The organism is Streptococcus sp. HMSC034B05 (assembly GCF_001809055.1).
GTDB lineage: Bacteria > Bacillota > Bacilli > Lactobacillales > Streptococcaceae > Streptococcus > Streptococcus constellatus.
In genome coordinates, this window is record NZ_KV795594.1 from 24,862 (window position 1) to 47,853 (window position 22,992).

The window sequence follows — 22,992 nt, forward strand, 5'->3', positions numbered from 1 at the left end:
AAAATGAAATTTCATGTAGATAGTGTATAATAGATATATGGAAAGTAAAAATTTTGATTATAAAAAATTAGAAACTGTACTTGATGAACAGGGAGTTACGATAGAACAATTAGCAAAGATGATAAAAAAAGAAAAAAGGACAGTTGCTAGCTGGTTAAAAGGAACAACTACTCCCCATAAAAGTTCTTTAGATAGTATTCTGATGTCATTACATATATCGGAAAGGCGGATTTCAAAAGATGGGGTAGTCTTTTTTGATATTACGGAAGAAAATCAACAGAGAGCGGAAGAGCTTCTTTATAATGTTTTATTACCATTCTTTGCGTATTATGAAGCTAATCAATTAGGACATGAAGTAGTAAAAGAGCAAAAAGCTTTCAATAATAGTGGCGGATATGATGGGAAAAACATTCAATTTATTAATCCTGATTTTACAAAGCCAAGTTTAATAAATGAGATGACAGATATTATAGAATCCATGGAACAGTTTGTTAAGAGAAGCGAGTTTCCGTTGAAGCGTATGAAAAATTATTCCTATGGTTTTCTTGAGGATTTTGCGAGAGATATTACATATATTCCCTCTGATTCAAGGGAAAGAATTGGATATTTTCAAGATAGAATAAAGACAGTTCCTGATGGTGTTCTAAAGAGTGAATATGCTAGAAGACTACTGAATGAACTTGAAACATATACTCGAAAGGATAGTTTAATGAGTTGGCAACGAAATGACTATCCAAGTTTGAAAATAGAAATAGACCCTTATATTTTAGAATTCACAAGAAAATTCCCAGCACTACTAGATGAGGAGCTTTTTCAAATATGTGTAGATATACTTAATGAAGATAAGTACAATCTATATTCGCTTACTCTTAGACAGATGTTTAATGACTTCTTCATTATCTTGACTTCAATATTATTTGGCGAACAAGAAAACCCCTCTAAAAACTAGAGGGGATAATTATATATTTTTATGTTATTCTTTCTTCAATTTAATAGTACCAAAACCATCTCCACTGACAGTTAGTGTGTTACCTGAGAGGGAGTAATTCAACTCTTCTCCTTCTAACTTAAACTTTTTATTCTCTTTATCAATAGTAAAGTCGGTACTGATACTGTTCTTACCAAATAGTAAGCCCGAACGATCACCAGCTTTAATGCTAAGTGAACCGTCTCGACCATCGATTGTAATCGTCATGCTACTACTATCTTTTTCATAAGAGTAGGTTACGTCTAAACTTTGATTACTAGCAGAACATGCTGTAAGAAAGCATAGAGATAAAAGTGTTATTAAGATAGTTTTTAATTTTTTCAGGATTTTCTCCTTTAGTATTTTAAGTATTATTATTTTCAAAAACAATACTTATATACCTTTTATTTTACCACGAAAACATAATTTAAGTATCTTTTTTTAATAAAAAAATACATTTAAGACCTACAAAATGATTCTAATAAATCATAGTCTTAGTATATAGAATCAGATAAGGGGTGTGATAACATGTCGCTGGGGGAAAGCGTATCTAATCGAATTTACGAATTGAGGATAAAAAAACAACTAACACAAGAAATGCTAGCGGATAAAGCGGGTATGGATGTCAATGCGCTTGGTAGAATTGAAAGAGGACAAAATTCTAATATTAAATTGGAGACTTTGAACAAGTTAATTGAAGCATTAGAGTTAGATTATCAAACTTTCTTTGCATTTACGGATAGTGACAATGAGGTAGCTAAGTTGATTGCTAAACTTTCATTAGTAGATGATGAGGAAAAGTATCTTGAGATTTTTAATAAGATATTGGATATTGAGTTAAAAGCTTAACAGTATGTTGCTCTGATAATATTAGAAAGGGGAATTATGGAATACTGTATTCCTAGAAAGAAACCAAATGATACAGAAGTAAAGCGTTATTTACGCGAAGTCAATTTTTTATGTCCACTATGCAAAAAAGAGTTACAGCCAAATGGGCAGAAAAAAAGGAATAAACTTTATGAGATTGCTCATATTTATCCAAATAGTCCAACTCCACAACAGAAGAAAGAGCTTAATAATGTAGAGAGACTTGGCGAAAACTCAGAATCGTTTGAGAACAAGATAGCTTTATGTAAAGATTGTCATTCAACCCAAGATTATAATACGACTAAAGAAGATTATCAGAAATTATTGAAGATAAAAAAAGATTATCTAAATGAATCAGCAATAAGAGATATTTTGAATCAAGAAAGACTTGAACAAGATATAGCGAATATAGTAGATAGGCTTGCCAAGTTAACGGATGATGAAATTGATAGTGTGATTGATTTAAATTATGATGTAGTAAAAATCGATAAAAAGTTTAAACTTAATGAGAGTAGTCAATTAAAAAGAAAAATTAAAAATAATGTTAGAGAGTATTATGTCTTCATTCAAAGTGAATTTAAAAACAAGGACAAAGGAAAGTTTGAAATAATAGGTACAAAAATTAAACTTTTATATTTGAAAGTGAAGGAGCAGCAAGATAGTAAGGAAAAGATATTTTACGCCTTAGTAGAATGGTTAGATGCAAAAAGCTTCTCTGTTTCTAGAGATGCTTGTGAAATAGTAATTTCTTACTTTGTGCAATCATGTGAGGTGTTTGAAAGTGTTACCAAATAAAGTTACTTCATTAAAAGAAAGTGTTCTGGGTAAAGCTTTAAATATTTTAAAAATTTTACATCAGAATGGCTCCATGGATATTGTTGAACTTTTTAATAAGGTGCGTAGATATTTTGATAGTTTAGATGAGTTCATAGAAGCCGTAATATTGCTGTTTGTATTGGAAAAGGTTAAGTTGAAAGGAAATACTTTAACTTATGTTAATTGAAATAGTATGTGATAAATTTAAAGAAGGGAAAATAGCATTTAAATCAGGCTTGAATGTTATTGAAGGAACTGATGATGGAGATAATTCAATAGGAAAATCAACAATGCTATTGATTATTGATTTTGTATTTGGTGGAGAAACTTATTCACAGAAATCTGAGATATTTAAGAATATAGATAATCATGATATAAAATTTAAGCTTGAATTTGAAGGTGACTTATTCTATTTTTCTCGAAATTTTTTGAAGAGTTCAGAAGTTTGGAATTGTGATAAAGATTATAAAAAGATTTCTTCCATGACTTTGGACCAGTATAATAAGTTTCTATTAGAAAAATATAATATCAAAGAGAAAGGAGCAACTTTTAGAAATATAGTAAGTCGATTTATAAGAATATATGGTAAGGGTGGACTTGATGAAACTGCACCTCTGGAAGCCTATAAGGGGGAGGCAAGTAGAAAAGCCATAAAGCCTCTTCTGCAACTATTTGGGAAATATCATATTATTTCAGATTTACAAGATAGTCTTGATGAGATTACAACAGAAATTACAGTATATAATAATGCACAGAAACATTCTTTAGTTTCTAAAATAACGGCTACTACGTATAAGACAAACTTAAAAGCCATTGATAAAATTGAGGGTGAGCTACAAACGATTTCAGATTCTTTAGATAGCAATATCATTGACATTCAGGAGGTAATATCTAATAAAGCAGTTGAAATTAGTACAAAACTATCTAACTTAAGGAGGCAGTCAGCAAGATTAGAAGTTCGTTTGAAGAAAATAGATATGGATTTGGAATATAAATTTTCTTATACAGAAAAAAATTGGGGACTATTATCTACTTTTTTTCCAGAAGTTAATATAAAAAAGATTGAAGAAATTGAAGACTTCCATTCTAATTTGAGTAAAATTTTTAAAGGAGAGTTAAGGAAAGAGAAGAAGGAACTAGAGTCAGAACTCTCTGAACTTAGATTAGAAATTAATAAACTAGATGGTGAATTAAAAAAAATAATTGCTGAGCCCAAAATATCTACTGTACTTTTAGATTCATATTCAGAGCGAGTAGTTGAAAAAAATAGGATGTTATCTGAAAATAAAGTATATCTAGATATAAAAGTGCTACAAGAAAAGAAAAAACAGAGCAAGGAAAGGATAGATAAAGAATATGCTACTTTATTGAAAAGAATTGAAAGAGATATTAATAATCAATTGGAAGTGTACAATAATTATATTTACAGTGAAGATTATTATGCACCTCATCTAAGTTTAGAGGCTAATAAAATTCAATATTTTACTCCGCAAGATTCTGGAGCAGGGACGGCAGGGAAAGCTTTAATTATTCTCGATTTAGCAATCTTAAAATTGACAAATTTACCTATATTGGTACATGATTCAAATGTATTCAAACAGTTATCAAGAAATGCTACAGAAAAGATAATAGAATTATATCAGTCGTTTTCGAAACAGATATTTATAGCATTTGATAGACAAGAAACTTTTTCTGAGGATACAATTAATATATTAAAGAAAAATACGGTTTTATCGTTATCAGATGGCAATGAGTTATTCGGATGGTCATGGAGTAAAAAGATAAGAGATTAAGGTATTACTGAAAAAATAGACAATAGCGAATGGAAAGGATGAAATTAGGTAATATTATATGGATAGAAATATTAATTTTGATGCTCGAAAAATAAAAAAACTTATAGATAGAGATTCAGCAGATGAGGATATAATTTTGTTTAATCAAGAGTTCATTCGTGCAGGAAAGTTAGTGAGTAATCACCAAATAGATGAGGCTATAAAGCTCCTTGAATGCAGTAAAGAAAAGTTGAAAAATTATCCGAATATAGTAAAAGAACTAAAACCATTATTGGAATACCTGAGTAGGTTGTAAACAGGATATATCTTAAATAGTGTGATAATAGAAAACTCAGATGTGATGAGGAATCTGAGTTTAGTATTCTATAAGTATCTAAAAGTATTTTACTATTTCAACCACTTATTAGTAATAAAAGAAATTTTTATATAAGGTAAACTTCTGTATTTTCTGGTTCGATTTTGCTTATTTTGATTGAAAATTTACCTTATTTTGATGAAGTTGATTAAAATTAGATTAAATAATGACTTTTGTAAATACGTAAAAATGCTGTTTTTAAAGGTGTTTGAAAGTGGCTGAAATAAACTATGCCCCAACCAGGTCTTAAGAAAGCACGTAAAGCTAGCCAGTTCTCAAAACGTTAAGAACCAGCTACAATACAGCATTTACAACACTTCATGGTTCACACCATGGGGTGTTTTTTTGATGATTTTTAGCAAAATTCACACCACTTTTCACACCAAATTCACACCATTATTTATTTTAGGTTACGGTAGGCGATTTCGCCAACTGCCATTGGAACCACGTTAGAGGTATTAACGTAGGTTTTGGTTGTGATGGTGTCACTATGCGTTAGAGCTTCTGAAATTGCTTCTAGTGAAGTTCCAGCTTGTTTGGCAAGTGTTGCTCCAGTATGACGCAATTTGTGTGGTGTAGCATGTGTTAGCTCTTTATGACGACGTTTGACGGACTTCATCTTGTTATTGAGGTAATCAGCGTGTAAAGGGCTATTCACATTGCCTTTAGTATCAATATAAGTAAATACATATTGTTCTGGAGTTTGAATGATACCAAATTTTGCTAATTCTGCTTTTTGTTGAATTTTCCATTGATGTAAGAGAATAGTCAATTCTTGGGGAACGGCAAAAATTGTTTTCTTTTCTCCCTTAGTAGACTTGGGATTCTTATATTTATCCAATGCTTGAATCAAACTAATTTCAGAAGTTTCAAAAAGAATATGTTTCCACTGCAAGGCATAGCTTTCGGATTTTCTATCACCTAGAAAGAAAGTGGTATAAAATAATACATAATCTTTAAATGATATTTTATCTGTCTTAAGGTCTTCTTCAAAAGCAGTAAACCAAGCCTGGAGTTCAGATTGTGAAAGATATAATTCTTCCTCGTTCTTGGCTTCTTGTAACTTAATTTTTTTAGTAGCTTTGATACGTTTAATAGTTTTAGAAATACGGTTGGTTTCGATATATTCCAATTCTTCAGCCCAATCAAAGATAGAATTAACGTAGCTTCTAATCACTTTAAAGTTTGCGTATTCCGCTGCTTTAGCTGTCAGTAGATTTAAAACGACCTGTTTATTTTGGTTTAGAAATTCAATTGAGTAGTTACCTAACATTGGTAAAATATGTTTTCTAAAAACAATTTCAGTACCATCAATAGTAGCTTGTGTTGGTGGTCTAGTAGTAGAGGTTGTTTGACCAGCTTTATAGGATTCCCACCAAACATTCTTATAAAAATCAGAGAAAAGAATATCACCATTGATTTCAAATGGACTTGTAACTTCTTCTTTTAAGATGCTATCAATTTTTGACAGCATTTCCAATTCTACTTGTTTAGCCTCCCTTCTTGTTTTAAAAGTCTTCTCATACATTTTACTAGAGATACCGAGCATAGGCTTGATTTCATCAGGGATATACAGTCGAAGACGATAAGTATTGTTTTGAGTTTTTTTAATTGACATAGTATTCTCCTTGTGAATTGAGCTAGAAAAATACCGTGATTTTATTATAAACAAACCACTGCAAAATTTCTACTGTTTTTGCATCCAGCGATTGATTTCGCTTTTATCAAATCGAACTGTTTTTCCTATTCGAATAACTGGTAAACCTTTTTTAATCCAACTATCCAACGTATTATTGGAAATTCCTAGATAATTGCAGGCTTGTTGTTTATTCAAAAACGGACTTTCAAGATTGCTACTGTTTAGTCTGTTGTTGATTTCTTGTTTGATTAAATCGGATATTAAAAGCTGGATTTGATGTATCTGTTCATTTGGTAAAATGACCTGCATGCTGTCACCTCTTGTATATTATTTAGTATTTTGAGATAATAGCAACAGAGATAGTAGATTTGTTGCTATTTCGGTTGAGTAAGCGTATCTTTCGTACTTTGGTCGGTGTGAGTGATACGTTCTTTTTTGTTCCATTGCATATTGCGGATTACTGTTTTGACTAAATGGTTGAGAGCATTATTTTTTGTATATTGCTCTGATTCTGAGAAACAATATGAATGGTGTCTAGGTTCGTACCAAGGATAACTAGAAGATATATCCATTACTTTGGATTTCATGGGTATTGATAAACTAAAAAACTTATCAATCGTCAATAGGTAATCAATACGCCTTATAAGTTGCCTTAAATCTTCTCCAATATTGCCTTTAGCAGATTCAAAAAAACTAATTGGTTTCTTGGTGCTTGTAATGATGATTACCTTTGCTGCCCCCATCTTATTATGGTATCTTGCAGAGATAGGGCTAATCATGTAAGGATCTAATAACTTCAACCAATCTGATACTGTTAGACTATCTCCTCGTATGTCATCTAGAAAGAGAATATCTTGTGCGTTATATTCATCAAAGGCATTTGTAGAAGCTGTTACGCAAAAATCCCAGTTTTGGTTGAATTTTATAGCGACTGTCTGTAAAATTCGAATTAACTGTTTGCTTAGTGCAGTTTTTCCAATGCCACTTTCGGCAGTAATAAAAATAACTGTTTTTTTAAACTCACTGTTTTCTAGTTCTGAAATTGTTTTGTAGCTCTTTCGTTCACCAGAGGTTTCTATAGCTTCATTTATTTTTCGCTTATGCTGTCCATAAATTGCGTAATATTCATCTGTTAGCATGATATTGCTTTTGGTGATTTCGCCAGAAAGGATTTTTTCAATTAGCCAATCAAGACTAAGAGAGGTTTCCCTAGCTTTTTTAGTAGCTCTCCCTTTCATCCAAGTCTCCATGCTTCGGTTATAGATGCTGACATAATCCTCACCTAATAATGTTACGACTTTTTCGGGGGAATATTGGAATTTAGTTTCATCTTTAGCGTGGACAAGATAGGCCAAACAGTTATCATAACCATATCGCCCAGATTTCAATTTTTCCAAGTATTGTGGCTCTACACCAACAGCAAGAGCGATTTTGCTGATAGAAGCTCCTTTGTCGAATTTGAATAAGAAATGAACATGTTCAGCTTTTTTCTCTGTTACATTTTTCATTTCTTCTTGATTCCATATAGTTATCTCATCTTTATCATGCTTGATACCATATGCTTCTTTGACGCTTATATTGTCGTCATTTAATTTATCAACAACAGCTTGTAGTAGAGGCTTACAGTCCCCATCTCGTGCTAGCTTAATGAAAGTCTTATCTTCCCACTGTTCCCAGTAAGTATCTTCTAATTGTTGTACAAGCATAATAGCTGTGAGATTAGCTTCTTTTTTCACTATAATAAGGATTTTTCCTTTCTAATTATTCTTCTAACTATTCTACTGCTAAATCAAGGTTTTTGATTTTGAAACACTCTCTAAAAATCTTGATTTAGCTAGTTTTTTTGATATGCACGGCACTTGACAAGCCCGGTGCCGTGCAGGCGTAAGAATAGTTAAAATTAAAATTTGTTTCAGCTTTTCAAGCTGACCGACCTCGTGACCCGTCGGCTGCGTCAGGAATCTATATTTAAACAAGATAGACTTCGCTAATTTTTTTCAAATATAGATTTAAATATCTCAGTCTTCAAACCAAGGTGTCTCAAAAAAATGAGGTTCATTTTCCCATTTTCGTCCACTTCCAACAATTCTTGCTAGACCTTGCCCCTTACCATATGAGCGTTTAGGCATATCAGCAAATCCACTCATTAAATATTGACGTTATGAAGCACTGTCGGCAGCTCCACCAAGCATAATAACAGCATCAGAACAGTTTACACGAGCTAAGCTAGGTAAAAATCCCTCTTTGGTAGCAAACTGGCTAACAGCAATGATATGAATACCAGCAGCTCCACCAGTGGCTGATAAACGGTTAATGGCAGTAGTCCACCGTGAAGTGATTTTGAGCTTTTTATCAACCTTATCTAATGATTCAAGAGAAGCGTTAAGATTTCCCAGCTCATCAAAGAATAGGCCAATATCTGGCATGTTATCCATTTCAAAATATTTTTCCTTACCTGCTTCATTGATTTCGGTTAGTCGTTTATCCATAATAGAGCACCAATACTCGGCTTTTTCAACTATTTTTATAGGGTCTGATTCTCCGTTAAATTTTTTAACGTATCGGTCATACTTAGCTGAATTATATTCCACTATCCAGTCTTGTAGTAACATCAAATGCGCCATGTATTGACCAGCTAGTACGTATTTTCCCGCCCTAGTACGAGCAATTATACTCATCATAGGTGTAATATCAGAATGCCAAATAAGATCTTCAGATAAGCGTATGGAGTGTTTATTGTTACATATCATGCTATTAAAGGACTCTTTACCTTTGATAGATAATCGTTGAGAAGTTAATACATCTTCAAAATAAAAGATGATGAAACTATCTCCGATAGATAATTCCGAACTCACAACTGCAAATCTCTGATATTTACCTGCTAAGATTCCAGATACACGTTGTTCAAACTTTTCACGGTCGGCACGTTCCCAGTTGGCTATATTTTCAATGGCAATATAGCCCTCGGATAGATCAGGATTAATCCAAACATGCACATCAGGCATTTCATCGCCAAAACGTGTTGAATTCGATAGTTTGAGTACATCTGTAATTTGTTTATCGTTAAACAATCGCTTTAGTTTTTTTGCTAGCTTTTGGGATTGAATAGACATGGAAGGTATAGAAATTGTTGATACTTCTTCACGTTTAAGATATGTATAGATAGATAAAGCGATTAATAACAGAGTGCAAGTCAAAAAGAATAATGATGGCTTCTCAAAGAATTTTGAAATAAAAAGATGAGAATTCAGAGCTAGTATACAAACAAGATAACACATAACAGAAAACATCAAAGTTATCAAAGAAAATTGATAACCTTGAAATTTACTGTTTGATTGTCGTTTGATTCTTCTGTATTTACGCATTACGTTGAACCACACTTACGGAATCAGCTGCATACCATCCAACACCATTGGTTGTTGCACCACCCCGCACATTCTTGAATTGAAGAACAGTACCAAATTTGACTTCCACTTGATTCGGTGCTTTAATTGTGTATTCAAGATCATTATTTGTATCAACGACTGAATACTTAAATTTCCCATCCACTTCTTCAAAAGAACCGGTAGATAAAACATTAAGAGTTGGGACGACATCAGTCGTATACTCATTGCCAGTTTTTTCGCTGACCATTATTTTAGGTTGCGTTTTTTGCTTGAGAACTTCTTCCAAAGTTTTAATCCAGTTTGTTTTAGACATTTTCATCACCCCCTTTCATTTTTGCTTGTTCTAAAACTGTTATTAGAGAATGAAACAAATATGTATCATGAGTTTGTAAATAATTAGCTAATGCATGCCATTTTGAAGACAGATCGTCAGTTAGATACTGACACTTGACATAATTATTATAATCTACTAACAAAGTCCGATACGATCGATACAATTTTTCGAAATATTGAAATTCATTATAATTAGATTTAGTTTGAATCCATATCACAAATTTTGTAACTTTATTATTCATAACTTTAGTATAGAATACCTTTCTTTCTTTTATTTATTAGACGATTTTCTCGTTTAATATGCTTTAATTATATAACGTAAATTGCGTTTTTGCAGTTTATTTGATATAATATTTAAAGAGATAAAACAACTATATAACAATGATTTGTTTATAGAATATATTGCGTTTTTCTTTTGTTTTTTAAAAAATAAAATGCGTTTTTCAAGGAGGGAATATGATAAAAAAATATACAAATGATGATTTAATAAAAATATTTAAGAGATTAACTGGTATTACGGTCCATAAATCAACTGTAAATAGGTGGATAAAAAATATATCTAATAATAAAGGTGAAACAAGAGGACGAAAACAATATATTAACGAAGATTTGTTTTATCAAGTTCTTACAGATAATATTAAAAGGAAAACGAACATAATATTAGGCATTGATTCTATAAATGAGTTGAAGAAAGATGAAAATTATATTCCACCAGAGATACAGAAGGCAAAAGATAGTAATATAAAGCGCTATGATCAATTATACGAAGAAGATATTAAGAATTTTTTGGGATGGAAAAATAATCCTTTATCTAATAGTGAAAAGCGTTACTTGAAGTTGAATGATTCGGTCCTAAATGATGTGGAAGAACAGTTTAATAATTATGTTAGACAGAATTTTGATGAATTTCTATTTCAAATGAAAATAGCATTTATGCAACAAATAGATTCCTTTGAACTATTAAGCGAGAATCGAAAAAAGTTAAAATCTGATGTGTATGAATATTGTGTAAGCAATACGGAAAATAGGGTTTCACAAAGATTAATCGAGTTATGTGACAATAATTTTGAAACTGGTAAGAAAGACTATGAAAAAGAGATTAGTGATATTAAAAATAATTTGTTTAATCGTCCTGAAGTATATTTTAATAAAACACCAAGAGAAATTTATTTAAAAAAAGAACTTGAAGCTAAGAAGTTAGAGTTGCAAGTTAAATGTTTATTTGCTAACTATACAAAATCAACTAAGAAAAAGTTTTATGAAGATGAGTTGGAAAAAGATTTAAAAAAACGATTAAGTCTTATATCTGATGATATCACTGGTGATAAGTTAAATGAGCTTAATGAACAGCTAAATGATTATTCATATTATATATATTAGAGAAGTAAAAAGTATCTCTATCTAATCATACTCAAAAGATAGTAATATGAATTACTTTATTCAAAAAGATAATTTAGAGACAACGAACATAAAAATATATTCAATATAAAAAATCCGATAAGTTCACATAAAAACTTATCGGATTTTAATTCATCTTTATTAATTAGGTCATTATAAAAGTAAGGAATAAATAAAAAATTAAGATTTTCCTTTGTCTTTTACAGTTTCTATAAGAATTTGAAAAGCAATTAATAGTTGTTTTTGTTCAGATGAGGGTAATTCAAGCAAATCATCAACTAATGTTTGAAGTTCTTTATTTTCTGTATTAACCTGACTTTCGAAAAATTCTACGGTATTAGAATCTAATGCAGTCAAAATTTTCTCAAGCGTATCTATTTTGATGTTAGAGCCTTTCGTTTCTAAATTTGAAATATAATCCGTTCCAACATCTGCTTTTTCACTTAAAGCTTGCTGACTCATTGATTTGATTTTTCGTAAAGTTCGTACTCTTTTTCCTATGTACTGCCGTAAATAAAATTTTGTCATAATGATAACCTCGTATATAAAATATGATACAGAGTTTACAAGTACAAAATAACCAGCGTACAAGCTAAAAATATCTAATATATTGCCTGTAGACTAATTTTGTGTTAAAATAGTTCTAAACAAGTGCTAAATACTTGACAAAAACGCTTGTTATACTACATATAACAAGGCTTGACTTTGTAGTCAAGCCTTCCTAAAAGTAAAAAAACAGGAGGAACTATGGGAAACAAGGTTATTAAAGGTACAGCAACAGGGGCTATAGCACTAGCTACGTTTGGTGTAGCTAATGGGGCAACTGTACAAGCGGACGAAGTGGTCAAACCGTCAACTACTCTGTCTTCTGATGTAACAGCACCCAAGGAACACAATATTAAAGTCTTGGACGGTGTTCTATTGACAAAGGATGGTGCTGCGGTCACCACCACCCCAACAGAGAAGACGGTTGAGGAAGCGCATGGGATTAAGCAACAAGCCGATCAAGCGGTGACCGACCAAGCTGGGAAAGTAGCTGAAAGTGCTCAAATTGAAGCGAACAGCCAAAAGGCTGTTGAAGATGCTACCGCAAAAGTAGCCGAAGCGGAAAAGAATAAGGCTGCCGCTACACCAGATGCGATTGCCCAAGCGGAAAAAGGCGTAACTGATACGCAAAAAGAGATTGCACAAAATCAAAAAGCAAGTGATACCGCAGCTAACGCCACACAAAAAGCGACTGACGCGGCTACTACCCAAAAACAAGCGGTAGAACAATCCCAAAAAGGGGTAGAAGCTGGACAAAAAGCAGTTGATACGGCTAAAAAAGGTGTCGATACCGCCAAAGCAGCGCTCAATGGCACCGGGGAACAAAAAGCTCTTGATGAACAAAAAGCAGCCAATAAAAGCTTAGAAGATGCCAAAAAGGCAGAAAGCGATGCTACTCAAAAATTGGCAGCCGCTAAAAAGGCAGATGCCGACCGTCATACCCAAATCAAGGACTTGAAAAACCAAGAAACCACTCAAAGCAAAACGGCAACCGACACCGCAACCGATGCTGCTGCAAAAAAGGCAGCCGATAGCGCAGCTAAAGCGGACGTTAACACCGCTAAAAAGGCAGTAGAAACAGCTCAGGCAGCCCTTGACGGGACTGGTGTTCAAAAGGTCTTGGATGAACAAAAAGCCGCTGAGAAGGCTCTTTCTGACGCCAAAACCAAAGAAGTGGAAGCCGCTCAAAAATTGGACGAAGCTAAGAAAGCAGATGCCGATCGTGATGCCAAAATCAAAGACTTAACCACAAAAGAAGCAGAACAAGCTGTAGCTAAAACAGACGCCGAAAATGCCCTTGCGGAAGCCAAGAAAAATGCCGAAGCCAAGAAAGCAGCCAAAGAAGCAGCCGAAGCCAAACGTGATGCTTTACAGAAAGAATTGGATGTTAAGAAGAAGTTATCGACGATCACCGTACCACAATATGTGATTGATGCGTATAAGAAGTATTTGGATTCTGAACGTGAAGAAGCCGATAAAGATGCGCTTCAAAACGTCTTCAATAAGTGGATTGAGGAAGGTGCTTACGACATTGAACGTTATGGAAATGTACCAATTGATCCATCAACGGTTGATCCAGCTCATATGACCCGTGAACAAGCAAAAGCCTTAACCCAATATTATGCCCACTTAATTACAGCGGTTCGTCGCCAATTCTGGGGTACTAAGGTGAAAACTTATACCACCGAAGAAGCGATGGATTATGTCCAAAAAGTTGCCGAAGCGTATGCCAAAGAAAACAAACCATGGTCGTCTGGTCACAGTCATGCCGCACTGGCTGCTGGTGAAACAGCTTCATCAAAACTAACATGGATGAGTGAAAATCTCAGCACACTTCGCAATCGCACTACAACCATGACCGAAATGTATCGTTTTATTGCAGGAACCATTATTGGAATGATGGTAAATGACTACCATAGCGATTTTGGTCATATGTCTAACATGCTTGGTAATGAACAAGATGATGATGTCATCGGTGTCGCATCTAGCGTAACACCAAACGGACTTGGTCGTATGCACTATGTGGGATTCAGTGATAAATATGCCGGTCAAGCCGAAAGTGACTTTCAAGCAGCACTCACAGCCTTCAATGAAGCCAATGGGGTTCTGACTGCTAAACAAGCTGCTTTTGATGCAGCTCATCAAGCACTGAGCACGACACAAAGTGAATTGGCTACTGTACGCAACCAAGCGCTCCAAACACCTAGCGCTGAAATGGCACATCGTGCAGCAGTTGCAACGCGTACTAGCGCAGAAACCCGCAAAGCGAGTGCAGACAAAGCGGTTACCAACCTCAACGCATCGATTCAAGAAAAACAAGTTACATTGCAAAAAGCGCAAGCGGTCTTGGCTGCCAAAGAAGAAGCGGCTCAAAAGGCTGCGACCGCCCTTCGTGAAGCAGAAAGCAAAGCAATGGAAGCGCAACAGATGCTCAACGCTACCAAAGCCAAATTGGCAGCACTCACCGGGGTGAAAGACGCTACACCAGCGGCTAATGAAGCCTTAGAAAAAGCAACGACTGCTCGCAAGGATGCACAAGCTCGTAAAGATGCGGCAGACAAAGCGGTTGCCAACTTGAACGCATCTATCAAAGAAAAACAAGCGGCACTTCGTACCGCAGAACAAGCCTTGACGGCAGCTGAAAACAACTTAGCAACCCTGAAAGCAAGCAAAGCGCGTGAAGATGCCAAATTGGTAGCCGCTGAACAAGCGGTAGCCGATGCGAAGAACATGGAATCTAAATTGGCTGCGGAACGTGCAGTGCTGGAAGGCAAGTTGAAAGACCAACAAAACTTGCTGGCCATGTATAAGAATGCGGATAAGTTGCTTGGTGAAGCGGTATCAAAACAATTGGAAGCAAGTGCGAAACATAAGGAAGCCGTTGCTAAGACGTTAGAAGCGCGTAGTAAACTGGCGGAACTGTTAAAAGACCAAAAGGATGCAAATAGTCAGTATGAGGCGGTGAAGAAGGCTTATGAGGAGTGGGTTGCTTCTAAGAAAGCAGCAGAAGAAAAAGCACAAGCTCTTTCAATGCGTCAAGCTGCCAAACCAATGACCACAAGCAAAAAGATTCGCCCAACCATTCACTCAAGCTATATTTATAGCCGAGCTGACAAACAACTCCCACAAACTGGAGAAAAAGGTTCATGGCTGGCATTGATAGGTATGGGAATCTTAGCAAGTCTTAGCTTTGGTGTACGTAGAAAACGTGGAAGAAACGGATAAAGGAGTATATGAAAAAAATTGTAAAAGTAATCTGTTTAGCTTTATCTGTAGTAACGATATTGAGTGCTTGCTCCACGATACAAAAGCAATCAGAAACTGCTCAAAAGACAGAAAAATCAGCAACAAATGAATTTAAAAAACCAGTTGGTATTTATGAACATTTTAAGACAGCTAAAAATGAATTATGGTATAGAGTTTCAGAAGTAGATAAAAATAAAGAAATATCTGATATTTGGTTGGTGAATAAAGGTAAGGTTAAAATTTACTCTGTACCAGATAGTTTAAAGCTTGGAGATATCAGCAAAATGTCTGACAAAGAAATCATAAAACAGCTTTCAAAATGGTATGAGCAAGTCAAACAAGATTGGATTACATATTTAAAGGAAGCTACTTATCCTGAAGAGAAAGCTTCACTTGAGCACTTGCAGAAATCTGTTGGTAAAGATGTAATGAGTCAAGATTTGAAAGTAAACATTAAGACTGATGCCTCTGGTAATGAGACTATTGGTGAAAGATTTAATTATTTAGTATTTGAAGGACGGAATGCTTCACCCCAAAGACCTTTATATGATTATACTAGCTTTAATAGTGTTGGAAAGGCAACTATCTTTGATAGCCAATATACTACTTTTTATACATATGACTCTAACCGTGGTACATTGGGAGGATATTTAATTACAAGAACTACTAATCCTATTGTTATGGACTCTCCTAATACAAAAGGAGTTGAAGTAGACTAGATAAAAAGCAAGAATCGTCATTGATTCTTGCTTTTTTAAATTTTGAAGTTGCCACAGAACTACATGGTAATAACTAAAAATTGCCCGCATTCATTTTTGTGCAGTTGAGAATCTTTAATATATCATTGTAGCCTATGATGTTAAACAATTATTTCTTAAATTTCTATCAATATTTTACAAAGTAGTTCTTCTAATTTTCTTAAATCTCCATAGACTGTTCCATCCATATAAAGGTTGTAAACTTCATCATCTTGTTCCACTCGTATTTGTGCAGAATACCCTTTTGATAGTGCTAAGGAACGAATAACTTCTCGTTGAGTTCGTCCATTCCCTTCTCGAAAAGGATGGAAGTAATTAAGATTATCAAGAATTTGTGCTAATTGTTTAATAATCTCATCTTTTGAATTAGCAGTTTGATAATAGGTATGAATAAGGCGGTTTATATATGCTTGGGCAGTACTGAAAGATTGTATTGGCATAAAAGGATTCCCACTTTTTGAGATATTCACCTCGCGATATTGTCCCGCCCAAGCATAGACATCTTGAAATAAATATTTATGAATGGCTAAAATATCACTAATAGAATAGACTTCAATGGTTTTCAAGCGTAAGTCTGCAAGCCTTCTAGTAACGAATAAATGCTCATTCCGGTAAGCTTCTTCAATATTTGTAATATTTTGTTTGTTGATTAAGACTGTAGAATTTGGATAGGTATACTGGTGATTAGGGTCAATGTACTCGTAGCCTTCGTATTGATTTTTAACCAATGTTCAATTCCTTTCGTCTGTTGATAACATAAGTTTTTAAATCAATCACATCTTGAACGGTAGGTTCATAATTTTCAATCATTGATGACCCAATAGCATACCAGACGGTATCAAAATCTGAAAAGTTATCAAAGGGAATCCCTAAAATTGTTAATTTATCTTTATTTACATCAAGAGTCACGGTAAACCTCCTTGTATAGTGCTACTATTATTATATCATAAATTCGGTATGCTCACATTAAGGAATAGAGATTCCTTTCTTTTTATAATAAACAAGAAAAAACAGTAAACCTTTCGATTTGCTGCTCTTCTACATAATTTATTAGCTATTTCATTTTCTTAACTGTTGTAAAATATCTCTGCAATCCCAATAATATAACAATGCCATCAACTATAGGTATAACATACCAAATACTTTGTGCTCCAAATATGTGCGGAAGGAAAATCATAGTTGGAATAAATAAAATCACTTGCCTTAACATAACTAGAATACCAGCTGTTTTACCATCTCCAATCGCTTGGAAAAATGTCATAATCATAATCATTATCCCATAAACAATGAAAATACTATACATTATACGAAAGTTTGGAACCGCTAAAAGTAGTGTTTCATCAGACAATCCAAATAAATTAAGAATCTGTTTAGCAAATCCTTCTGCTGGTATCCAAAAACAAGCTGCCAATACGATTGAACTAATAGTAAAAACATTAAATATTTTTTTCACCCTATTATATTGCTTCGCTCCGAAATTGGCACCAATAGCAGGTTGTAATCCTTGACTCATTCCCCATAGCGGAATGAAAGAAAAAGCTTGTATTCTTAATGATACTGCCATAATGGCTGCTGAAGTTTCTCCTCCATATCGAAATGCCTGACTATAAAGAAAGCTCTGTTGAATAATAGTAAGCACCTGCATAAGCATAGCAGAAACTCCTACCGAAAACATCTCTCCTGTTATTTCCTTTTCTTTTCTCATCAAACCAATTTTTACAGTTTCACTTTTTTTCTTAAAATACCAAAGCGTAAATACTGCTTGAATAAATTGTGCTGTTACTGTAGCAATAGCAGCTCCCTCGACTCCATGTTCTTTAAACATTATCATTAAAACCGGATCTAATACTATATTTATTCCTGCTCCCAATGACATAATTAACATGGCTCGTTTCATTAACCCTTCACCACGCATTACCATATTAGCTGCCTGTGCAAAATTCACAAATAGGGATCCAAGAAAAATAATTCGTAAATAACGAGTAGAAAGATCTAAAAGTTCTCCCTTAGCTCCAAATACCATAAGAAGCTGTCCGCAAAATAAAATACCTAATATTGTAACTATTGTTGACAATAACAAAACCCAAAAGCAAAGATTCCCCATAACTTTGTCAATGGTTCTTTGATTTCCTTCTCCAATTGCTCTGGAAAGTAGAGATGCCGACCCTACACCAATCAAAGTAGCAATCCCAGTATTGATGTAGGTAAATGGGGTAGCAATGCCTACTGCCGTCATGGCTTTTTCACCAAGTATTTGACCCGCAAAAATACCATCCATTAGCGGATATAAGCCAATAACAATCATTCCTAATATCGCAGGTAATGATAGCTTAATTAATATTTGTAATGGCTGCTCTGTTAACAGCTCTTTACTATTTTTATTCATACAATTACACCTCTTCTCTGTTTTCTATTAGAACGTCAATTATCATTTTTTTAAGAATGTGACGTTGTGAAATTAAATGTTCCCTGATTCCTAATGTCTCACAACCTAAAATGAAAGTATTAACCAAATCATTGAGTAGACTCCAAGATTCTTTAGAAATCTTCAAACATCCGTTTTCCTCTAACATTTGCTCAAAATCCCTTATATTACTATCCCTTATATCTTTATAAAGTTGTTGTAAGGTTTCATCTTCCTGCATCGACTGCAAGAACATAACATATACTGGAACAAATGTATTGCTGGAAAGTGCCTTATCAACAATTAGTTCAGCTAACACCTCTATACCTAAAGGTTTTGGAATTTCAGATATCTTTTTTTTAATAATATCTTCCCTATATTTACAACCTCGGATCATCATGTCGTAAAGAATTTCAGATGTACTTTTATAATGATGATACAATCCTCCTGCGGATAGTCCGGTAGCTTGTACTAAATCATGCATACTTGTGTTTTTATATCCCTTTATTGTAAAAACTTCCAATGCAATATTCTGTATTTCTAATTTTCTTTCATTTGCTGTTAGCCGTTCTCTTTTCATTTATCCTCCTTACCGATATATATGTCGGTAGGTATATCTTAACATTAACTAACCAAAATTGTCAATATCTCAGATAGGCAAGCTCTAATATAATATTTCCCCATAAAGAAAGGTTAAGCGTCTTTATATAATAACTAAGATTTAGAAATTCCAATGTTTCATTTGAATTTTAGGCAAAAGTTTCTTTTTTGAAAAGCAATATTTTCACCCCTAACTACAAATTTATCATCACTAATTAAAACTCCATCCTGCATTACATAAACCTTATCACAAATATATTTTAAATAACAAACCCTATGATATTTAGAAAACATGATTTATCGTATATCAAAAATAAAAAACACTTCATTTAACTGTTGAATAGATTGTTTCCTTATTAACCTATGAAGATATTTTAGATTTTGTAGAAAATCATTGATACAAAAAGCAAGTGACTGTTAGAAAATCACTTGCTTTGTTTTTTAAACAATAATGGTGTGAATTTTGGTATTTAGCAGCTCAATTCGTGTATTTGTGGGGTAAAATTCACACCATTCAAATCAAATTAGTTAAAATTAGATGAAAATTCGCTTTCTGTAAATAGGGGAAAGCGCTGATTTTAAAGGGTTTTGAAATTTATTAAAACTAACTCTGTTCAAACCAGGTCTTAAGAAAGCTCGTAAAGCTAGCCAGTTCTCAAAACGTTAAGAACTGCTTTACAGCAACGATTACAAACACCCAATGTTTACCTCATTGGGTGTTTTTTAGTGCATTTTTTGAGAAACTCACCTCAACTATTATTTCAATGTATTAGAGTTAGTCTAAAATGAAGAGACTGAACTGTTTGCTCAGTCTCTTTTGTGATAGTTAGTTTTCAGTTTTCTCTGACGATATGTATTGATCAATTGAGGTGTGAACGAGGGTTAAAAATTTTTCTTTGAAGATTTGTGGTGGGAGTGGATTTTCTTGGGTTATCCACACTTCAATGTTGGCAATCACATAATGAACCAGTAGGGAGATGATAAAGTCATCTGGTAAATCAATAAGTGATTGATTCGGTGGAGCAAATGGGACCATATATTGTACTGGCACCAAGGGTTGCTGTTCCACATGCATCGGCTGAATACGGAGTTGATAAATTGGGAATTAGTTTATTGCAACTCAAACAACCTGTGGATTTTGATATAACAGATGAAGGAGATGAGGAAAAGCAAGTTCAACTAATTTTTGTCTTGGCTGCAGTTGATTCGACTTCCCATCTAAAGTCGTTGCAGGAGCTGGCAATGATTTTGGATGATGAAGAAGTAGTAGGGAGCTTAATTAGGGCGGAAACAATTGATGAAATACTATGCATCATCACAGAAGCAATTGAGAAAGGAGAAAGCTATGATTAAAATTGTAACAGTTTGTGGAAATGGTATCGGCAGCAGTCTTTTACTACGTTTAAAGGTGGAAGCAATAGCTAAAGATTTGGGTATCGAAGTGGAGGTAGAGTCTTGTGACTCAAATGCTGCAGTCGGAAAAGGTGCTGATCTTTACGTAACAGTTAAAGAATTTAAAGATATTTTTCCAGTAGAAACCAAAGTCTGTATTGTCAAAAGCTACACAAATCGTAAAAAGATTGAAGCAGATTTGGTCCCAGTTTTAGAAGAAATGAATCCTTAATAAGAATGGAGGTTTTATGATGAATGGAGTACTGACTTTTTTACAAAATATTTTGAGCGAACCTGCGTTTTTGATGGGCCTGATTGCCTTCGTTGGCTTAGTCGCTTTGCGCACTCCGAGTCACAAGGTGTTGACAGGAACATTAGGACCTATTCTAGGGTATTTGATGTTAGCTGCTGGAGCGACTGTTATCCAACAAAACCTAGCTCCTTTGGCTACTTTGATTGACCAAGGCTTTGGCATTACAGGGGTTGTACCAAATAATGAAGCTGTAACTTCGGTAGCTCAAAAGATTTTAGGTGTTGAAACCATGTCAATCTTGATTGTTGGCTTGGTTTTAAATATTTTGTTTGCACGTTTCACGCGATTCAAATATATCTTTTTAACAGGACACCATAGTTTCTTTATGGCTTGTCTTTTGTCTGCAGTATTGGGAGCGATTGGCTTTAAAGGAATGGCTTTAGTTGCGGTTGGCGGCTTTATTCTTGGGGCCTGGTCTGCAATTTCGCCAGCTATCGGGCAAAAGTATACTCTGAAAGTCACCGATGGAGATGAGATTGCTATGGGACATTTTGGTAGTCTGGGTTACTATCTGTCAGCTTGGATTGGTTCTAAAGTTGGCAAAAACAGTCCCAGTACGGAAGAATTGCATATCTCTGAGAAGTGGAGTTTTTTGAGAAATACAACCATTTCGACAGGCTTGGTAATGGTCGTATTTTACCTCATTGCAGTTGTAGCCTGTCTCATCAATAATCCTAAAACTGTAACAGAATTAGCAGCAGGAAAAAATCCGTTCATCTTTGCTATTGTAGGCGGTTTGACATTCGCAGTTGGTGTCGCTATCGTTTATGCTGGTGTTCGGATGATTTTGGCAGATTTGATTCCAGCTTTCCAAGGTATCGCAATGAAATTGATTCCGAATGCTGTTCCTGCTGTGGATTGTGCTGTATTCTTTCCTTATGCTCCGACGGCTGTTATTCTCGGTTTTGCTTTTAGTTTCCTTGGAGGTTTGCTTGGTATGTTCGTGTTAGGAGCAATTGGTGGTGTTTTGATTGTTCCTGGTATGGTGCCTCACTTTTTCTGTGGAGCAACTGCTGGAATATTCGGAAATGCAACAGGGGGGAGACGTGGAGCTATTTTGGGATCTTTTGTAAATGGCTTGTTTCTAGCCTTTCTTCCTGCAACGCTCTTACCCGTTTTAGGAAAATTGGGTTTTGCAAATACAACGTTTGGCGATTTTGACTTTGGCGTATTTGGAATTTTGCTGGGTAATGTTGGAAATTCCATTGGACAAATCGGTGTTTATCTGATTGTAGCGGTTTTAGTCGTAGTTTTACTGTTACCATCCATCATTACAAAGGGAAATACAGCTTTAAATAATATTTCTGAAGAATAACATAAAGGAGAAAAATATGGTTAAAACATTATCTATTAAAGTTTACTCAGATGGTGCGGTATTGGATAAGATGTTAAAGGATTTAGAGTCTGGGTTAGTATCGGGTTTTACAACCAATCCTAGTCTAATGAAAAAAGCGGGCATTACAAGTTATGTAGAATTTGCCAAAGAAGTGTTGACAAAAATTACAGAATTTCCAGTGTCATTTGAGGTGTTTTCAGACGAGATGGAAATCATGGAGAAAGAAGCGGAATTCTTAGCTTCTATCGGTGAAAATGTCTATGTGAAAATTCCGGTCATCAATTCTCGAGGTGAATCAACTCTTCCTCTCATTGATCGATTAACATCTAAAGGAATTAAAGTTAATGTGACAGCGGTGTTTACTGTAGAACAAGTCAAGGAAATTGTGCCAGTTTTAAAGGCAGGACTGCCGTCAATCGTGTCTGTCTTTGCGGGGCGGATAGCTGATACAGGTGTGGATCCGATACCGATTATGAAAGAATCTTTGACTTTATGTCATCAAAAATCTAGTGTGGAATTGCTGTGGGCGAGTCCACGAGAAGCATACAATATTTATCAGGCAGACGAGTTAGGTGTAGATATTATCACTTGTACACCAGATTTGATTCAAAAATTATCTCTCAATGGCAAAGATCTATATGAGTATTCATTGGAAACTGTTCAGATGTTTCTCCGTGATAGCACTAGCTTAGGGTTTAAGATAATAGAAGAATGATGTGCAAATACTTCATCTTAAGTCTGATTTTTAGCACTCTTGTAAAAAGAGTGCTAATTTTTTGAGTTTTTATCTTGACTTTGGAGTAGAAGAGTGTATAATAGAATCATGGGTTAGCACTCGAGGTG

General features: G+C 34.4%; 23 protein-coding genes and 2 pseudogenes. 13 read left to right on the forward strand and 12 right to left on the reverse strand.

Going from position 1 to position 22,992, the window contains the following annotated elements:
• Positions 1-37: 37 nt before the first annotated feature.
• A complete protein-coding gene (locus tag HMPREF2542_RS02125; protein WP_058669866.1) occupies positions 38-949 on the forward strand; it encodes a helix-turn-helix transcriptional regulator in 912 nt (303 codons plus the stop codon).
• Between the two features lie 24 nt (positions 950-973).
• Here HMPREF2542_RS02125 and HMPREF2542_RS02130 read toward each other — a convergent pair whose 3' ends face one another.
• Complete coding sequence (locus HMPREF2542_RS02130; RefSeq protein WP_227743450.1) at positions 974-1,195, reverse strand: hypothetical protein; 222 nt, start codon at positions 1,193-1,195, stop codon at positions 974-976.
• A 300-nt stretch (positions 1,196-1,495) separates the two neighbouring features.
• Between HMPREF2542_RS02130 and HMPREF2542_RS02135 the strand changes: the two genes are divergently transcribed.
• From HMPREF2542_RS02135 to HMPREF2542_RS02155, 5 genes are read left to right on the forward strand one after another with little or no spacing between them, the layout of a single operon-like run.
• Positions 1,496-1,816 carry a helix-turn-helix domain-containing protein gene (locus tag HMPREF2542_RS02135; RefSeq protein ID WP_070484220.1) on the forward strand — a complete coding sequence of 107 codons (321 nt, stop codon included), beginning with the start codon at positions 1,496-1,498 and terminating at the stop codon, positions 1,814-1,816.
• A gap of 36 nt (positions 1,817-1,852) precedes the next feature.
• The gene (locus tag HMPREF2542_RS02140) at positions 1,853-2,629 is read left to right on the forward strand and encodes an ABC-three component system protein (RefSeq protein ID WP_070484222.1); all 777 of its coding nucleotides are present in this window, start codon (positions 1,853-1,855) and stop codon (positions 2,627-2,629) included.
• Positions 2,616-2,837: an ABC-three component system middle component 7 gene (locus tag HMPREF2542_RS02145; RefSeq protein ID WP_070484225.1), complete on the forward strand. Its 222-nt coding sequence runs from the start codon at positions 2,616-2,618 to the stop codon at positions 2,835-2,837. The genes HMPREF2542_RS02140 and HMPREF2542_RS02145 overlap by 14 nt, the downstream gene beginning before the upstream one ends.
• Positions 2,827-4,443: a DUF2326 domain-containing protein gene (locus HMPREF2542_RS02150; protein WP_070484228.1), complete on the forward strand. Its 1,617-nt coding sequence runs from the start codon at positions 2,827-2,829 to the stop codon at positions 4,441-4,443. Before HMPREF2542_RS02145 ends, HMPREF2542_RS02150 begins: the two co-directional genes overlap by 11 nt.
• A 58-nt stretch (positions 4,444-4,501) precedes the next feature.
• Positions 4,502-4,738 carry a hypothetical protein gene (locus HMPREF2542_RS02155; RefSeq protein WP_070484231.1) on the forward strand — a complete coding sequence of 79 codons (237 nt, stop codon included), beginning with the start codon at positions 4,502-4,504 and terminating at the stop codon, positions 4,736-4,738.
• A gap of 460 nt (positions 4,739-5,198) precedes the next feature.
• On the opposite strand, the gene xerC is transcribed toward HMPREF2542_RS02155, so the two are convergent.
• The 5 genes from xerC to HMPREF2542_RS02180 all read right to left on the reverse strand — a co-directional run bounded on the left by xerC (position 5,199) and on the right by HMPREF2542_RS02180 (position 10,142).
• The gene (gene xerC, locus HMPREF2542_RS02160) at positions 5,199-6,416 is read right to left on the reverse strand and encodes a site-specific integrase (RefSeq protein ID WP_070484234.1); all 1,218 of its coding nucleotides are present in this window, start codon (positions 6,414-6,416) and stop codon (positions 5,199-5,201) included.
• A 69-nt stretch (positions 6,417-6,485) separates the two neighbouring features.
• Positions 6,486-6,746, reverse strand: coding sequence for a helix-turn-helix domain-containing protein (locus HMPREF2542_RS02165; RefSeq protein WP_049476138.1), 261 nt, complete (start codon positions 6,744-6,746; stop codon positions 6,486-6,488).
• A 65-nt stretch (positions 6,747-6,811) separates the two neighbouring features.
• Positions 6,812-8,176, reverse strand: coding sequence for a Rep family protein (locus tag HMPREF2542_RS02170; protein ID WP_058669859.1), 1,365 nt, complete (start codon positions 8,174-8,176; stop codon positions 6,812-6,814).
• A gap of 420 nt (positions 8,177-8,596) precedes the next feature.
• Complete coding sequence (locus HMPREF2542_RS02175; RefSeq protein ID WP_315940796.1) at positions 8,597-9,550, reverse strand: cell division protein FtsK; 954 nt, start codon at positions 9,548-9,550, stop codon at positions 8,597-8,599.
• Between the two features lie 244 nt (positions 9,551-9,794).
• Positions 9,795-10,142, reverse strand: a complete 348-nt coding sequence (locus HMPREF2542_RS02180; RefSeq protein ID WP_082663102.1) for a hypothetical protein — start codon at positions 10,140-10,142, stop codon at positions 9,795-9,797.
• Positions 10,143-10,612: 470 nt separating this feature from the next.
• Here HMPREF2542_RS02180 and HMPREF2542_RS02190 point away from each other — a divergent pair, with 470 nt between their 5' ends.
• Entirely contained in the window at positions 10,613-11,536 is a 924-nt protein-coding gene (locus HMPREF2542_RS02190; protein WP_058669856.1) for a hypothetical protein, read from the forward strand.
• Positions 11,537-11,734: 198 nt separating this feature from the next.
• Here HMPREF2542_RS02190 and HMPREF2542_RS02195 read toward each other — a convergent pair whose 3' ends face one another.
• A complete protein-coding gene (locus HMPREF2542_RS02195) occupies positions 11,735-12,082 on the reverse strand; it encodes a helix-turn-helix domain-containing protein (RefSeq protein WP_058669855.1) in 348 nt (115 codons plus the stop codon).
• Positions 12,083-12,301: 219 nt separating this feature from the next.
• Between HMPREF2542_RS02195 and HMPREF2542_RS02200 the strand changes: the two genes are divergently transcribed.
• The gene (locus HMPREF2542_RS02200; protein ID WP_070484237.1) at positions 12,302-15,325 is read left to right on the forward strand and encodes an SEC10/PgrA surface exclusion domain-containing protein; all 3,024 of its coding nucleotides are present in this window, start codon (positions 12,302-12,304) and stop codon (positions 15,323-15,325) included.
• Positions 15,326-15,333: 8 nt separating this feature from the next.
• Positions 15,334-16,065, forward strand: a complete 732-nt coding sequence (locus HMPREF2542_RS02205) for a hypothetical protein (RefSeq protein WP_037598021.1) — start codon at positions 15,334-15,336, stop codon at positions 16,063-16,065.
• 155 nt (positions 16,066-16,220) lie between these two features.
• On the opposite strand, the gene HMPREF2542_RS02210 is transcribed toward HMPREF2542_RS02205, so the two are convergent.
• The 5 genes and pseudogenes from HMPREF2542_RS02210 to HMPREF2542_RS09480 all read right to left on the reverse strand — a co-directional run.
• Positions 16,221-16,832 carry a Fic/DOC family protein gene (locus tag HMPREF2542_RS02210; protein WP_037598019.1) on the reverse strand — a complete coding sequence of 204 codons (612 nt, stop codon included), beginning with the start codon at positions 16,830-16,832 and terminating at the stop codon, positions 16,221-16,223.
• Positions 16,825-17,013: a hypothetical protein gene (locus tag HMPREF2542_RS02215; protein ID WP_037598016.1), complete on the reverse strand. Its 189-nt coding sequence runs from the start codon at positions 17,011-17,013 to the stop codon at positions 16,825-16,827. Before HMPREF2542_RS02215 ends, HMPREF2542_RS02210 begins: the two co-directional genes overlap by 8 nt.
• A gap of 145 nt (positions 17,014-17,158) precedes the next feature.
• On the reverse strand, positions 17,159-18,490 hold the full coding sequence (locus HMPREF2542_RS02220) for an MATE family efflux transporter (RefSeq protein ID WP_049481597.1): 1,332 nt from the start codon (positions 18,488-18,490) through the stop codon (positions 17,159-17,161).
• Between the two features lie 4 nt (positions 18,491-18,494).
• Positions 18,495-19,088, reverse strand: a complete 594-nt coding sequence (locus tag HMPREF2542_RS02225) for a TetR/AcrR family transcriptional regulator (RefSeq protein ID WP_049481599.1) — start codon at positions 19,086-19,088, stop codon at positions 18,495-18,497.
• Between the two features lie 846 nt (positions 19,089-19,934).
• Positions 19,935-20,126 (reverse strand): annotated as a pseudogene (locus HMPREF2542_RS09480) (TetR/AcrR family transcriptional regulator); the annotation flags it as partial.
• Here HMPREF2542_RS09480 and HMPREF2542_RS02230 point away from each other — a divergent pair.
• The 4 genes and pseudogenes from HMPREF2542_RS02230 to HMPREF2542_RS02245 all read left to right on the forward strand — a co-directional run.
• A pseudogene (locus tag HMPREF2542_RS02230) lies at positions 20,114-20,461 on the forward strand (PTS sugar transporter subunit IIA); the annotation flags it as partial. The pseudogenes HMPREF2542_RS09480 and HMPREF2542_RS02230 sit on opposite strands and share 13 nt — an antisense overlap.
• Complete coding sequence (locus tag HMPREF2542_RS02235; protein WP_003035564.1) at positions 20,454-20,732, forward strand: PTS sugar transporter subunit IIB; 279 nt, start codon at positions 20,454-20,456, stop codon at positions 20,730-20,732. The pseudogene HMPREF2542_RS02230 and the gene HMPREF2542_RS02235, both read left to right, overlap by 8 nt.
• Before the next feature lie 19 nt (positions 20,733-20,751).
• On the forward strand, positions 20,752-22,128 hold the full coding sequence (locus HMPREF2542_RS02240; protein ID WP_003070596.1) for a PTS ascorbate transporter subunit IIC: 1,377 nt from the start codon (positions 20,752-20,754) through the stop codon (positions 22,126-22,128).
• A gap of 16 nt (positions 22,129-22,144) precedes the next feature.
• Positions 22,145-22,864 carry a transaldolase gene (locus HMPREF2542_RS02245; protein WP_058669842.1) on the forward strand — a complete coding sequence of 240 codons (720 nt, stop codon included), beginning with the start codon at positions 22,145-22,147 and terminating at the stop codon, positions 22,862-22,864.
• Positions 22,865-22,992: the final 128 nt, after the last annotated feature.